Raw genomic sequence first — 15231 nt, forward strand, 5'->3', positions numbered from 1 at the left:
CCAGTACTCCATAGGGGTTTACCGAACACTGGTCCGCCTGCATATGGCCCGACCGGACGCCGATACCACGCCCGCAGGTACGCCGCATGGCCGACCGCCGCCGATCGAAGCACGGTCGCCACGCGCGGCTGATGTCGAGGCCCGGGTCTCGGGGAATGCCTGGGATGGCGCCGGCATCGGCCGAGAAGTCAGCGGTCCGATACTGCTGATGGGCTCGGCGCGTCCGCCGGATTCGCCGGGGCGGCGGATCTGTTGCGAACCGTAGTGACGGCGAAGTCCAGGGCGGGATGGCTTTTGCGAGCAGGATCCGGCGCTATGCCGCTGCCCTGATGATGTTGATGTGCCGGACCCGCACCTTGTGTCCGACGGTCTCGTCTTGCGAACGCTGAGCCTATGGATCTAGCCAGCTCGTCGAGAACCGTAAGCGTCGAGCGGCAGTGAAGCCGCACGAGCAGAATCGGACGCAAGTCATGTCTCTACCGCCCGACGCGACGAGTGAGCCAGCCCAGGCGCTGATCGGCAACATCGTCGACGACGCCCCCTCGACGCGTGCACCTGACTTCTTCCTCAAGTCGTTGAAGGTCACGAACTTCAGGGCGATCCGGGATGCGACCTTCACGTTTCAGCCGGGACTCAACGTCCTCATCGGGGCCAACAACGCGGCGAAGACCGCCGGTATCGACGCTCTTCGGCTGCTTCTGGGCCTTGGGAGCTTCGAAAAGCGCGAGGACACCATCCGGCTGGTTGCTACCGACGTGTGTCTCGGCGACAAAGCAGACCAGGCGCCGCGGCAGATCTCCTTCACCGCCACGTTCTACGGCCGCACGGACTCCGACCTGCCGGCGCAGTTCCTGGAGCTGGCATGTCCGGACGACACCGTCAAGCTAGGAGATCCGTCGATCGAGTACACAGTCTTTAAGCTCAGCTACCGCGTGTCCTTCGAGTACAACCCGAATCGGAGACGCTACGAACCTGGCCGCGGCGAAATCCGGGGCGGCGCCACCCTGTCCAACCCCGTGCCATACGACGTCATGGACTACATGAAGGCCGTCTACCTGGCGCCCCTGCGTGACTTGGTCAACGATCGCGCCCGCGTAGGCGCAGAGATCGAACGGCTGATCATCAGCCACACCGCTGACTCCAAGATCAAAATGCGGGATGACATCCCCGACCAGCTCCGCGCGTTGCTCAAGCAGCTTGTTGTAGACATTACTGGCGGGAAGCACCACGCCGCGGCCAGCAACAACCTCGCTGCCTATGCCCGGCCCTACCGCATCGGCGACGACAGCCTCACCTTCGAGCCCCGAGGCATCTCCGAAGAGCTGTTCCGCACCATGGCACCCGTCTTCGCGCACTCGCTGCACGGCGACGGCGGGCTGCCGTTGAGCAGCAACGGCCTCGGCATCAACCAGCTCATCTACGCCAGCATCGTGCTGTCACGCCGCGGCGACACCCCCGTCGACCAGCATGTGCACCGATTTTTCCTCATCGAGGAACCCGAAGCCCACTTACACCCGCAGTTGCAGGACTCCTTCTTCCACGCGCTCAACAAGATCACCGATCACCAGATCTTCGTCACCTCGCACTCACCGACGATCACGGCGAGAACTGACATCAAAAAGATCATCGTCATGCGGCGCGGCGCCGACGACGGGCCCGCCGCACCCCTGCACCTGGCCGACCAGTTTCGCGACCGCGACACCGACAAGCGCTACCTGCACAAGTTCCTTGACGTCTCCCGCTCCCAACTGCTGTTCGCCACCGGCGCCGTCTTCGTCGAAGGCGTCACCGAAGCCATGCTGATGCAACGCTTCTCCGAGCTCATCGGCCGCAACCTTCGCGATCACGGCATCGAGATCGTCACCATCGGATCCGCCTGGGGATACGAGCACTTCCGGCCCCTGTTCGCCGGCGCCGACGGCCCCTACCACCGAGCTGTGTTCATCACCGACGGTGATGAAGATCCCCAGGCCGTTTCCACCGACGAGCAGTTCTTCACCGACGTAGACGCGTCCCTCGACCAGGGCTTGGAGGTCGACGGCCAGACCGCGATCGCGCGCGGCTACGGAACCCTTGAGTTTGGCCTGCTCCGCACGGCCGTCGCCGGAACCCGCAACGTCGAGATGCTGGCGATCTTGCATGACGCCCTCCGCAAGGCGGCCCCGCCTAGCATCAACACCGGCAACATGGACGAATTCCTCAGGGACTTCCTCGACGCCGATCACCCGTCGCTGGCCTACCGGAAGATGAAGCAGAAGACCCAGGGCACCTTTGTCGCCGACGATGACTGGCACGCCACCTGGCACACCAACGCCCCGTTCAAAAAGGTGAAGTCCGAGTTCGCCTTCCACCTGCACGAGGCGCTGTCCGCGCTGTCCGACGGGGAGGCGGCACGTCGATTCACCGTGCCTCGATACATTCGCGAGGCGATCGAGTACGTCACCGGGGCAGCCGCCTCCGCGCCCTCGCCGATGGCCTCGTGATGCCGCTCAACAGCGAACAACGGGCAGCGCTCTGGGATCCCAGCGGCGTACCGCTGCGCGGGCACCGCCTACTGTCCGCGCGCCCCGGCACCGGCAAGACCACTACCTTGACCAGCTACTGCATCGACCTGGCCGGACGCTGGACTCAGCAGCACCAACCGTGGCAGGGCATCGCCATGCTCTCCTACACCAACGTCGCCAAGGACGAACTGCAAAGCAAGATCCACAAAGCGGGGAAAGCGGCAGCCCTGCTGCAGAACCCGCACTTCGTGGGAACGGTCGACGCGTTCATCAACCAGTACCTGTTCCTCCCGCACGCCACCAAGTGCATGGCTTTCCCCGGTGACCGTCCCACACTCGTCGGTGAGCCCTACCAGCAGTGGAAGATCCCACCCGGATGGAGCAACGACGCTCCTGCTGGGGAGTACAAGACGATGTGGTTCGACTGCTACACGATCGGGCTCAACGGCGTCCCGATCTGCATCGATGACGAGCGCCGCCTCGGGAACATACGTGTGCAGCCGGTCACGAGCGGGAACGCCAGCAAGATCCTTGCCATGAAGCGACGAGTCTGGGCTCAGGGCCTCGCGCTGCAGTCGGATGCCAACTATTTGGCCTACCAAGCCCTGTCTTCGTCGCCTGCCCTGACCACCGCGATCGTCCGCCGTTTCCCGGTCCTCATCGTGGACGAGGCGCAGGACCTCACCGAGATCCAGCACGCTCTCCTCGACCACCTCGTCGCGGCCGGCCACCCGCACATCATCCTCGTCGGTGACGAGAACCAGGCGATCTACGAGTGGAACACCGCGCGACCCGCACTCTTCACCGCAAAGGCAGCATGGGACCCCTGGACCCCCACTGCACTGACCCAAAGCTACCGGTGCAGCCCCTCCATCTGTGAAACCTTGACCGCCCTCGCCGATGACGGCTCACCACTCATCCCCGCCGACGACGGCAAGAACAAGACCTATCCGGATCCGGTCACCGTTGAGGAGATGAGCGACGATGACGCGGTCGCAGCGGTCAGAGCCGCCGTCGACCGACTCGCCGACAGCCTCACTGGCTCGCTGGCCCACGACGAGAACAGCGCCAACATCAAGTCGCTCCTCGTCCTCACCCGGGGAGCCGACCACGGCCTCCACCTCGAGGCCGGCTACGCCGGAATCGACGCCAAGCCAACCGAACGCACCGTGTGGCGGCAACCCCTCACACGTGACCTCCTGAAGGTCATATACCACCTGTCCCTCGGCAACCAATACAGCGCCGTCGAGGCATACGAAACGTTGCTCCGAAAGCTCGGCGGGCACGCATCGGTAGCAGCATGCCGGGCCGCGATCCGCCAGGAATGGGGCATGGCAGAAGATGCCGACATGCCGTACCGCGTCGCGCTGTTCGGCGACCTGAACGCACTCAAGGCCAAGCTGCCCGACCAGGATGGCCTGCGGATCTCCGACTGCGCGGCACTCTGCGACACCTCGCTGCGCGCTGTGGCACCTAACCAACTCAGAGCATTCAAGACCGACTGCGCCAGCTTCGACACTGACGCGAAAAGTAAGCAGAACCGCCTCCTGACGGCCCTCTTCAGCGCACGCGAAGCCCGCACCTGGAGGCACCACCACGAGCACGCAGACGTACGGGTGGCTTTCGCCACTGCCCACGCATCCAAGGGCGAGACGCACGACGCCGTGTTGCTGGTGACGAAGAAGACCGCAGGGCAATGCAAGTGCCCGCAGAACGCTACCGCCTGGAAAAAGATCCTCGAACATTCAATGGCCGAGTGCGAAGTCAAGCGCATCGTGTACGTGGCGATGTCTCGGGCAGCGCAACGCCTCATGATCTTGACACCCGCGGGAGCAGCCGGCCCGTGGCATGCCCTGACAGCAAGAACCGCTTCGGTGTAGGGCGCCGGGTCGAGGCACGATCTTTCTCAATCCCGGAGCTGCGCCCGGCACCAGTTGGCGCGCTAGGAGGGTGGGCTCGGGCCGGCACCGCTACCTCAGCGCCCGCAACTCGGGTTGGCACTCGGACCACCAGGCTCCCGAAACCGCCACCCCGCTGCCCGCCACGACGTGGGACTCGTCCTCGTCACCTCCCGGGCGCGGAGGCAGAAGCCGCACTACACCTGGCCGCCGCGTTGGTGCAGTGGCTGCACAGCGGGGTGCTGCGGGAGAAGACGTGAACAAGTGCGAAACCCCGAACGCGGTCTACGCCCTCACTGACCTACTCGAATGAGCGGCTGCACCGCGCCGTCGGTCATGGGACCAGCGACGGCAGGTCCGTCACTGGCGGTATCAGGCAGCGCCCCAGCACGGGCAGACAGCCGAGGACAGCGGGTCTCGGCGCACGCGCGGCGAACCTGATCGTTCACCGGCATTATCGGGGGGTTTTCGGGGGCCGATTCAAAATCACATAGATAGATATGAGGCCCTGGTCAGCGCTCGCGCTGGTCAGGGCCTTGTGCTGAGCCCCCGGTCGGAATCGAACCGACGACATCCTGTTTACAAGACAGGTGCTCTGGCCAACTGAGCTACAGGGGCGCGAGGCCCCAGCATAGCCGCTGACGTCCGTACTGGCGGAAACGCCCGGCGCCCGGCTCGTCCTTGGCAAAACATGAAGAAACCTTTACGGTGGCGGGGCGTGTGTGGTGTGCCACACCGCCAGTTCCTCCCACTCGGATCGTCCGGCACGTTCCTGCCGGTGGAAAGGAAGTCGATTCCCCATGGCTACGGTCACCTACGACAAAGCCTCCCGGATCTATCCCGGTGCTGAGCGCCCCGCCGTCAACGAGTTGAACCTCGAGATCGGCGACGGCGAGTTCCTCGTCCTGGTCGGCCCCTCGGGTTGCGGCAAGTCCACCAGCCTGCGCATGCTCGCCGGCCTCGAGGACGTCGACCGCGGCCGGATCCTGATCGAGGGCAAGGACGTCACCAACCTGCCCCCGAAGTCGCGCGACATCGCGATGGTCTTCCAGAACTACGCCCTCTACCCGCACATGTCGGTGTACGAGAACATGGCGTTCGCCCTCAAGCTGCGGAAGACCCCGAAGTCCGAGATCGACCGCCGGGTCAAGGAGGCCGCCCAGCTCCTGCAGCTCGAGGAGTATCTGTCGCGCAAGCCGAAGGCGCTCTCCGGCGGTCAGCGGCAGCGCGTCGCCATGGGCCGGGCCATCGTCCGGGAGCCGCAGGTGTTCCTCATGGACGAGCCCCTGTCGAACCTCGACGCCAAGCTCCGCGTGCAGACGCGCTCGCAGATCGCGACGCTGCAGGCCAAGCTCGGCATCACCACCGTCTACGTGACCCACGACCAGGTCGAAGCCATGACGATGGGCCACCGGGTGGCGGTCATGCTCGACGGCGTGCTCCAGCAGTGCGACACCCCGCGCGCCCTCTACGACACCCCCGGCAACGTCTTCGTCGCCGGCTTCATCGGCTCGCCGGCCATGAACATCAAGACCGTGCCGCTGGCCGAGGCGGGCGCCAACTTCGGCCCGCTGGCCGTGCCGCTTACCCGTGAGCAGGCCGCCGCCGCGCAGTCCGGCGGCGGCAAGATCACCGTCGGGTTCCGGCCCGAGGCCACCGACCTGGTCTCGCCGACCGCGGGTGGGCTGCCGATCGTCGTCGACCTGGTCGAGGACCTGGGCTCGGACGCCAACGTCTACGGCCACGCGGCCCTCGACGGCGGATCCGAGCGCTTCGTGGTCCGCACCGACCGGCGGGGCATGCCGACCATGGGCGAGACGGTGTTCATCAAGCCGCAGGCCGACCACGTGCACCTGTTCCACGCCGAGACCGGCCAGCGCATCTGACGCTCATGACGAGGGCGGCCTCCCGCTGGGGGCCGCCCTCGCCGCGTCTCAGGACGCGAACGTGTGCAGGACGAAGTCCTTCTCGGCGACGCAGGCCAGGTGCTTCTGATCCCACGCACAGGTCGCCGACCGTACGCCCGAAAGCGTGCCCAGCGGCACCTTGGGGTCGCCGACGTGCTCGCCGGAGAGCCCCGGGTCGTCGGGCGACGTGGACAGCGCCTTGGAGAAGTGCAGCAGATTGCCGCCGTCGAGCCGGCCGGCCGCACCGACCCGGGTCCACACGACCGCGCCGCCGCCGTCGAGGAGCGACACCTGACCCGGTGAGGTGTTCTGGGTGGCGAGTACGGCGTCGCCGACGGGCACCAACTGCTCCGCCTGCGGCAGCGGCCGCGACCACAGGGCGCTGCCCTTCGCCACGTCGACCGCCACCACCTGGGCGGTCTTGGCGTCGTACCCGGTCGTCTGCACGAAGCACACCCGGTCGTCCCCGCAGGCGGTGAGGTGGGTGATCTGACTGTTGTCCGGCGCGGTGTACCGGATCTCGGGCCCGCCCAGCCTGCCGAGGTCGTAGACGACGATGCGGCGCGGTTCCCCGGACTCGGCCACGATCAGCCGCCCGTGGTGGGCGACGACCTCGTCGTCCGGGTCGGCGACGCCGGCCCGGGGGCCGGCCACCTGCACACCGGTGCCGGCGTCGAACACGCGGGCGGAGCGGTCGGCGCCGATCTGCACGAGCCGCTCGTCGTCGTCCATCGGCCCGGCGAACGGGACGCCGCCGGTGGTGGCGGCCCCGGCGAGGTCGCCGGAGGTGGTGGCCGTGACGACCTTGGTGGTGCTCTGGCCGTACTGGGACTTCGGGTTCTCGTGGTCCCAGGCGGCCGTGCCGCGGCCGCGGACCTGGAGCCCGACGACCCGGCCCTCGGCCCGGTCGACGAGGACCGCGGTGTCTCCGGTGAACAGCATGCCGTCGTCGCTCGCGATCCGGCGTTCCCACATCTTGTGACCATCGCCGGGGTCGAGCAGGACCATCCGCCGGTCCCGGGTGTCGGAGTCGGTGGCGGTGATGGCGACGACCGCGTGCGGCAGCGTGAAGAAGAACTCCCAGCGGTCGGCGGCACCGGCTTCCGTGCTGCTCCACAGCTTCGCGCCGCTGCCGGCCGCGGCCGCGACGACGCCGAGCTGCCCGTTGTCGTCCGCGCCGGCGAAGTAGGCCCGCCCGTCACGCAGCGCGGCGGCGGAGAAGGACGAGGTCACCGGCACCGCGGGGGCGATCCGCCGCGGCTCGCCGAGCGGCCGGTAGTCCAGCGCGGAGTAGCGCGGCCAGAACAGCGCGACGATGGTCGCGGCCACGCCCAGCACGACGACGGTCGCGGCCGAGGCCAACCACAAACCCTTCCTCCGGTACGGCGGAAGCGCCGGTTCCGGCGGCGGCTGTGACGACACGAGCCACGGTTCGCCCGGCGGCTGGATGGGCGTGGGCGATACGGGGACCTCGGGGGTGGGCAACGTGAAGTGATCGCCGTGGACGGCGGCCAGGGCGACCGCCTCGCCGGTGGCCCACGGGTCGACCGGCTCGGCATAGGTCGGCTCGGCCGACGGCGGCACGGGCGCCGCCGGGGTCGTCTGCGGCGCGGTGGGAGCCTCGGCCGGGTCGTCCCGCAGCGGCGACGGAGCCCCGGAAGGCACGGCCTGCGGCGGCGCCGGCGCGGATGCGGGTGTGGTCGGCGCGGCCTGCGACGGCGCGGCCGCATTTGGCCCGGCCTGCGACGGCGCGGGCACATTTGACCCGGCCTGCGCCGGGGCGGCCGAGGGTGCGGTCGGCGCAGCTTGCGGCGGCGCGGGCGCGGGCGACGCGGCCTGCGGCGGCGCGGTCGGCGCGGCCTGCGGCGGCGCGGTCGGCGCGGGCGCGGTCCCCGGATCCTCCGCGGTCAGGATCGCTCCCTCGGCGACGGGCAGTTCGGGCTGCTCCAGCACCGTCGGCGCGACGCCCAGCTCGCTGTGCAGCAGCCGCGCCACCAGCGGCACCCGCGACGAGCCGCCGACCAGGAACAGCCCCGCCAGGTCCGCCGCGGCCAGACCCGCGGCCTTGATCACCACGCCGGCCTCGGCGACGCCGCGGCGCACCAGCGGCGCCGACACCAGCTCCAGCTCGCCGCGGGTCAGGTGGACGGCGTGCTCCAGCCCCGGGACCGCCACGGGGGCCTGCGCGGTCCTGGAGAGCATCTCCTTCGCCCCGCGGACGTCGTCCCAGAAGTGCCGCCGGGCTCGCCACTGGGCCAGGGTGACCGGCTCCCGCAGCGCCGCCCACGCGGCGGGCTCGGACGTGGCCAGGTCCATGCCGAGGTGGTCGACCAGGGCCGCGTCGAGATCCAGGCCGCCGAGGTCGTCCAGCCCACCGGAGGCGACCACCTCGAACCGCCCCCGGCCGTCCGGCGCGGTGCCCTCGTTGCGCACCACGGCGATGTCCAGGGTGCCGCCGCCGAAGTCGAAGACGGCCAGCGCCGCACCGACCGGCACCGGGCGCCGCAGCACCTCGGCGAAGTAGCGGGCCGCCGCGACCGGCTCGGGGACGAGCGGGGTCGCCGGTGGCCAGCCGGCCAGCGCCAGCGCGCGGGTCAGCACCTCGCGACGCGCCGTACCCCAGGCCGCGGGGTGGGTGACCACCGCCGGGGGCAGAAAACCCGCGGCCGCGACGGCCTCCCGGGCGACGGCCTCGAGCAGGGCGGCCAAGAGCTCGGGCACCGGCACCTCGGCGTCGCCGAGCAGGACGGTCTCGGCGTCGACGTGCCGTTTGGGGTGCGGTTCGAGCCGGGCCGGTTCCGCGTAGCCGAGCCGGACCGCGTCCTGACCGACATGCAGGCGCCCGTCGGCGTCCCGGAAGACGGCGGACGGCAGCAGCGGCCGGCCGTCGAAGAGCAGGGGCCGGACCCGCCCGTCCGGCCAGCGCAGCATGGCGACCGTGTGGGACGTGCCCAGGTCCACACCGAGCATGCGCTGCCCCTCCACCGACGGACGACTCGGCCCGCCACGTTACAGGGCCGCCCGGCCCACCCGCCGTCACGCCAGTGCGGGCGGGTCAGCCGCGCCGCCGGCGGCGGACCAGCCGGGCCGGCCGCGGCAGACCAGCCAGGCCGGCCGCGGCAGACCAGCCAGGCCGGCCGCGGGTCAGCCGGGCCAGCCGCGGGTCAGCCGTAGGTGCGGCGGCGTGCCACCTCGGCCAGCGTCACCGCGGCCGCGACGCTCGCGTTGAGCGACTCCACCGTGGAGACCATCGGGATGCTCACGCGGATGTCGCACGTCTCGCCCACGAGCCGGGACAGCCCGCGTCCCTCCGAGCCGACCACCACGATCAGCGGACCGACCGCCGCCTCGAGCTGGTAGAGGTCCGTCTCGCCGTCGGCGTCCAGGCCGATCACGGTGAACCCGGCCTGCTGCGCCGCCTTGATCGCCCGGGTCAGGTTGACCACCTGGGCGACCGGCACCCGGGCCGCCGCGCCCGCGCTGGTGCGCCAGGCGGTCGCCGTGATGCCCGCCGCGCGGCGCTCGGGCATGAAGACGCCGTGCGCGCCGAAGGCGGCCACGGACCGGATGACCGCGCCCAGGTTGCGGGGGTCGGTCACCCCGTCGAGAGCCACCAGCAGCGGCGCGGTCTGCTCCATCGCCGCGGCCACGAGGTCGTCGAAGTTCTCGTACGCGAACGGCGGCACCTGCAGGCCGATGCCCTGGTGCAGCACGCCGCCGGTCATCCGGTCGAGCTCGTTGCGGCTGATCTCCAGGATCGGGATGCCGCGGTCACCGGCCGTCCGCACGATCTCGGTGACCCGGTCGTCGATGTCGATGCCCTGGGCCACGTACAGCGCGGTGGACGGGACGGAGGCGCGCAGGGCCTCGACCACCGGGTTGCGGCCGAGCAGCAGCTCGGGGCCTTCCTTGGTGGGGTTGGAGCGCCGGCCCGGTGCGACCCGCGGGCCGCGGCTCTGCATCCGGCCGCCGCGCTGGGGAGCCGGGCGCCCGGTGGCGCGACCGCCCCCGCGGCCCCAGGTGGTGTCCTTGGTGCCCGGGACGCCGACCTTGGGGGCCCGTCCCTCGGCCGCCGCGGCGCGCCGCTCCTTCTCCTGCTTGCGGGCCGTCTTCTCGGGCAGCTTCTCGGTGCCGGAGTAGCCCTTGTGCCACGGCCGCTCGTCGGCCGGCAGGGTCTTGCCGCGGCCCTTGAGACCGGCCCGGTTCTTGCCGCCGGAGCCGACCGAGGCGCCCTTCTTCGAGGTGACGCGCTTGCTCGCGTTACGGGAGTTTCCTGGCATCAGTGCTGCTCTCCTACCGTCCAGCGCGGCCCGGTCGGAGTGTCCTCCACCTGAATTCCCGCGTTCTTCAACTGGTCGCGGACCGAGTCGGCCGCCGCCCAGTCCTTACGTGTGCGGGCCTGCGCGCGCTGCTCCAGCGCGAGCGCGACCAGCGAGTCGACGACCGGCTTGAGGTCGCCGCCCGACTCCGTGCCGCCGCCCCAGGCCTCGTCGAGCGGATCCAGACCGAGCACGCCGAGCATGGCCCGCACCTCGGTCAGCGCCGCACGGACGCCGGTCTCGTCGCCCCCGGCCAGCGCGGTGTTGCCCTCGCGGATCGTGTCGTGCACGACCGCGAGCGCCGCCGAGGTGTTGAGGTCGTCGTTCATCGCCGCGGTGAACGCCGGCGGCACCTCCTTCGGCCGGCCCGGGCCGACCACCTCGACGGCCCGCTGCACGAAGCCCTCGATCCGGCGGTATGCCGTGGCCGCCTCGCGCAGCGCGTCGTCGGAGTAGTCGATGCGCGAGCGGTAGTGCGGCACGCCGAGGTAGTAGCGCAGCTCGACCGGCCGGATGCCCATGGCGCGCACGGCCTCGACGTCGATGACGTTCCCCAGCGACTTGCTCATCTTGGCCTCGCCGAGGTTGAGCAGCGCGTGGTGCACCCAGTAGCGGGCGAACGGCAGACCGGCCGCGCGCGACTGGGCGATCTCGTTCTCGTGGTGCGGGAAGGTCAGGTCCAGCCCGCCGCCGTGGATGTCGAACTCGTCGCCGAGGTAGCGGCGGGCCATCGCGGAGCACTCGATGTGCCAGCCCGGGCGGCCGCGGCCCCACGGCGACGGCCAGGAGGCGTCGGCCGGCTCGTCGGCCTTGACGCCTTTCCAGAGCGCGAAGTCCTCGGCGTGCCGCTTGCCGCGCTCCGGCGCCTCGCCGGCCGAGAGCATGTCCTCGGGCTTCTGCCCGGAGAGCGCGCCGTAGTCGGCGTAGGTCGGCACGTCGAAGTAGACGTCGCCGTTCTTCTCGGACGACTCGTAGGCGTGGCCGCGCTCGATGAGCGTGCCGATGAGCTCGTGCATCTCCGGAACGTGGCCGGTGGCGAGCGGCTCGTACGTCGGCGGCAGCACGTTGAGCGCACGGTAGTCGGCGTCGAGGACGATCTTGTTCGCATACGCGATGGCCCAGAACGGCCGGCCCGTCTGCAGCGACTTGACCAGGATCTTGTCGTCGACGTCGGTGACGTTGCGGATGAAGGTGACGTCGTAGCCGGAGTGGGTCAGCCAGCGCCGCAGCACGTCGTAGTTGACGCTGCTGCGCAGGTGGCCGATGTGCGGCACGGACTGGACCGTGAGACCGCAGAGGTAGATGCCGGCCTGACCGGGCGTCTTCGGGACGAAGTCCCGGACGGATCGGGTCGCGGTGTCATGCAGCCTCAGCGTCACCGTACCAGGGTACCGACCCGGAGAAGTCGATAACCGCCCCGTCCGAGTGCCCGGACGGGGCGGTTATCCACAGGGTTGTCCACAGGTGCGGGCTCAGCGCCCGCCGACCGCCTTGTACGCGTCGACGATGCCGTGCCCGTAGAAGCTGTTGAAGTTCTTGTCACCGTCGCAGTACGCGTCGAACTCCGCGGGGTAACCCTCGTTCGCGTAGCTGCGCAGGCGCGGCTCGGGGCACGCGGTCTTCTCCGCCGTGCGGTAGAGCCGGGCCTCGACCAGCTTCGGGTTCATCGTCAGGCCGCCGCGCCACCAGTCGCGGTGGCCGTACCGGCTGACGATCAGCGCCGCGACACCCGCCGCGTGCGGCGACGCCATCGACGTGCCGGCCAGGTAGGTGTAGTAGCCACACTTCCCGTCCGCGGTGCACTCCTTGAAGACGTTCGGGCTGGTCGGGTTGCCGTCCGCGTCGACCGTCCCCTTCTCCTGCAGCACCTTCAGCGGGTACGTGGACAGGATGTTGTTCGTCGCGCTGTTGTACTGCGGCGTACCGAAGAAGTCCTTGGTGAAGCCGCCCGGCGCGCTGACGCCGATCTGCTCGGTGCCGTAGTTGGAGTAGTGCGACTTCGACTTCGACGGGCCGAGCGCCGAGACGCCGATGACGTGCGGGCCCTCGGCGGGCAGCGAGAAGCAGGTCTTGTTGTCGATCGGCCGCTCGTACGGCGTGCCGCCGTAGTCCGGGCTGGTCGTGTCGACCTGCGGGTCGTTGAGGTTGTCGTGCTGGTTGCCCAGCGCGCCCACCAGCGTGACGCCGCGCTTGTGGGCGTAGTTCAGCGCCCGCTTCATGCCCGTGATGATCGCCTGCTGCTCGGCCTGCGCCTCGGGGGAGTCCGCCGCGTTCGCCTTGCAGTTGTAGAGCCACGGGTCGACGTAGAACGACATGTTGACCACGTCGAGGCCGGCGTCACCGGCGTACGTGAGGGCGTTGACCACCGGGTCGAGGAAGAAGTAGCCGGAGTCCTGGCCGCCCTTGAGCTCGACCAGGGTGACGTTCGGCGCGACGCCGGAGAGCCCCGAGCCGTTGGCCGCGGCGGCGATGGTGCCGGCCACGTGGGTGCCGTGGCCGCCGTCGTCGGTGCCGACCGGGTCGAGGCAGCCCTCGACCTCGCACGGTCCGTCCACGTCGACCAGGTCGGGGGCGAAGTTGCGGGAGAGCTTGGCGCTGAAGTTGGCCGCGAGGTCCGGGTTGGACGCGTCGAGGCCGGTGTCCAGGACGCCGACCGTGACGCCGCGCTCGCCCCTCTCGATGGCCCGGGCCTTGTCGGCCTTGACCATCTTGAGGCCCCAGAGCCTGTCGTCGAGCGGGTCCGGGGTCTTGACTCCGTGCGGCTTGCGGCCGCGCGGCGCCTCCGTGACCGGCTGCTCGACGGCCGGCGAGACCTTGGGCGCGTGCCCGACGGGCTTGCGGGCCGAGGCGCCGATCAGCGCCTCGGCGCGCGCGGCGCGGGTGGTGAAGTCGGCGGCGGACGAGGTGACCTTGTATGTGCCGATCGCCGTGTTGCTGGCGACGACCGTGCCGCCGGCGGCGGTGATCGCGGCGATCGCGTCGGCGGCCGCGACGCCGTCATCGGCGACGACGGTGTACTCGGTGGTGGTGGCGGCGGCCGCCGGCGTGGTGGGCAGACCGACGAGGAGGGCGGCGAGGCTCGTCGCGGTGGCGACGGCCCCGGCCGTCAAGCGTCTTCTCATCCCCGCATTCCATCGAAGAAGACGATCATCCACAAGAGTTGATCGTTTCATTCTGCCCCCGTTCGGTTACGGCCGGGTCATCCGAAGGACGTCCAGCGCGGCATCCAGCTGCTCCTCGGTCACGGTGCCGTTGGCGACATGTCCTCGTTCGATGACGACCGCCCGGATGGTCTTGTCTTCCTTGAGCGCCTGCTTGGCGATCGCGGCGGCCTCGTCGTAGCCGAGATACCGGTTGAGCGGCGTGACGATCGACGGCGAGCCCTCCGCGTACGCCCGGGTGACCTTCTCGTCGGCCTCCAGGCCGGCCACACAGCGGTCGGCCAGCATCCGCGCCGCCGCGGCCAGCAGCTTGATCGACTCGAGTACGTTGCGGGCCATCACCGGCAGCATGACGTTGAGCTCGAAGTCGCCCTGCGTGCCGGCGAACGCCACCGCCGCATCGTTGCCGATGACCTGCGCGACCACCTGGCGCACCGACTCGGGGACCACCGGGTTCACCTTGCCCGGCATGATCGACGACCCGGGTTGCAGGTCCGGCAGGCGCAGCTCGCGCAGGCCGGTCCGCGGCCCGGAGCCCATCCAGCGGATGTCGTTGACGATCTTGTAGAGGCTGACCGCGACGACCCGGAGCTGCCCGGACGCCTCCACCAGGCCGTCCCGCGCGCCCTGCGCCTCGAAGTGGTTGCCGGCCTCGGTGAGCGGCAGCCCGGTCGTCTCCCGCAGCCGCTCGATCACCGCGGCGGCGAAGCCCGGCGGCGTGTTCACGCCGGTGCCCACCGCGGTGCCGCCGAGCGGCAGTTCGGCCAGGCGCGGCAGGGTGGCGGTGAGCCGGTCGATGCCGTGGCGCACCTGGGCGGCGTACCCGGAGAACTCCTGGCCCAGGGTGACCGGCGTGGCGTCCATCAGGTGGGTGCGACCGGACTTGACGACCTCGGCCCACTGCTCGGCCTTGGCGCCCAGTGCGGCCGCGAGATGCTCCAGCGCCGGCAGCAGGTCGCCGGTGACCGCCTCCGTGGCGGCGAGGTGGATCGAGGACGGGAACACGTCGTTGCTCGACTGCGAGGCGTTGACGTGGTCGTTCGGGTGCACCGGCCGGCCCAGCTCGCGCGAGGCCAGCGTGGCGATCACCTCGTTGGTGTTCATGTTCGACGAGGTCCCGGACCCGGTCTGGAACACGTCGATCGGGAACTGGTCGTCGTAGCCGCCGTCCGCCACGTGCGCCGCCGCGGTCGCGATGGCCTTGGCCAGATCGTCCTCCAGCACCCCCAGCGCGGCGTTGGCCTGCGCAGCCGCCCCCTTGATCCGGGCCAGCGCCCGGATGTGCGCGGGCTCCAGCCCGCGCCCGGAGATCGGGAAGTTCTCCACCGCCCGCTGGGTCTGCGCCCGCCACAGCGCAGCGGCCGGCACCCGGACCTCACCCATCGTGTCGCGCTCGATCCGGAATCCGCTCTCATCAGTCGTCGTCACGGCTTCCATCCTGC

General features: G+C 70.1%; 8 protein-coding genes and 1 tRNA gene. 3 read left to right on the forward strand and 6 right to left on the reverse strand.

What is annotated here, in order from left to right:
• Window positions 1–437: 437 nt before the first annotated feature.
• Together IEY99_RS04550 and IEY99_RS04555 are read left to right on the forward strand one after the other, a co-directional pair.
• Window positions 438–2483: an ATP-dependent nuclease gene (locus tag IEY99_RS04550; RefSeq protein ID WP_189199527.1), complete on the forward strand. Its 2046-nt coding sequence runs from the start codon at window positions 438–440 to the stop codon at window positions 2481–2483.
• On the forward strand, window positions 2483–4384 hold the full coding sequence (locus IEY99_RS04555) for a UvrD-helicase domain-containing protein (RefSeq protein WP_229798229.1): 1902 nt from the start codon (window positions 2483–2485) through the stop codon (window positions 4382–4384). Before IEY99_RS04550 ends, IEY99_RS04555 begins: the two co-directional genes overlap by 1 nt.
• A gap of 562 nt (window positions 4385–4946) precedes the next feature.
• Here the strand turns inward: IEY99_RS04555 and IEY99_RS04560 are convergent.
• A tRNA-Thr gene (locus tag IEY99_RS04560) sits at window positions 4947–5020 on the reverse strand.
• Between the two features lie 182 nt (window positions 5021–5202).
• On the opposite strand from IEY99_RS04560, the gene IEY99_RS04565 reads away from it, so the two are divergent.
• A complete protein-coding gene (locus tag IEY99_RS04565) occupies window positions 5203–6288 on the forward strand; it encodes an ABC transporter ATP-binding protein (protein WP_189199531.1) in 1086 nt (361 codons plus the stop codon).
• Window positions 6289–6336: 48 nt separating this feature from the next.
• Here the strand turns inward: IEY99_RS04565 and IEY99_RS04570 are convergent, their stop codons facing one another.
• The 5 genes from IEY99_RS04570 to IEY99_RS04590 form a co-directional block, all read right to left on the reverse strand.
• A complete protein-coding gene (locus IEY99_RS04570) occupies window positions 6337–9279 on the reverse strand; it encodes an Hsp70 family protein (protein ID WP_189199533.1) in 2943 nt (980 codons plus the stop codon).
• Window positions 9280–9473: 194 nt separating this feature from the next.
• On the reverse strand, window positions 9474–10589 hold the full coding sequence (rlmB, locus tag IEY99_RS04575; RefSeq protein WP_189199535.1) for a 23S rRNA (guanosine(2251)-2'-O)-methyltransferase RlmB: 1116 nt from the start codon (window positions 10587–10589) through the stop codon (window positions 9474–9476).
• Window positions 10589–12007 (reverse strand): cysteine--tRNA ligase, encoded by a 1419-nt coding sequence (cysS, locus tag IEY99_RS04580; protein WP_189199536.1) that lies wholly within the window; start codon window positions 12005–12007, stop codon window positions 10589–10591. Before cysS ends, rlmB begins: the two co-directional genes overlap by 1 nt.
• Before the next feature lie 93 nt (window positions 12008–12100).
• The gene (locus IEY99_RS04585) at window positions 12101–13750 is read right to left on the reverse strand and encodes a S8 family peptidase (RefSeq protein ID WP_189199538.1); all 1650 of its coding nucleotides are present in this window, start codon (window positions 13748–13750) and stop codon (window positions 12101–12103) included.
• A gap of 66 nt (window positions 13751–13816) precedes the next feature.
• Window positions 13817–15226, reverse strand: a complete 1410-nt coding sequence (locus tag IEY99_RS04590) for a class II fumarate hydratase (RefSeq protein WP_189199540.1) — start codon at window positions 15224–15226, stop codon at window positions 13817–13819.
• Window positions 15227–15231: the final 5 nt, after the last annotated feature.

It is taken from the genome of Couchioplanes azureus (genome assembly GCF_014648355.1).
Lineage (GTDB): Bacteria > Actinomycetota > Actinomycetes > Mycobacteriales > Micromonosporaceae > Actinoplanes > Actinoplanes azureus.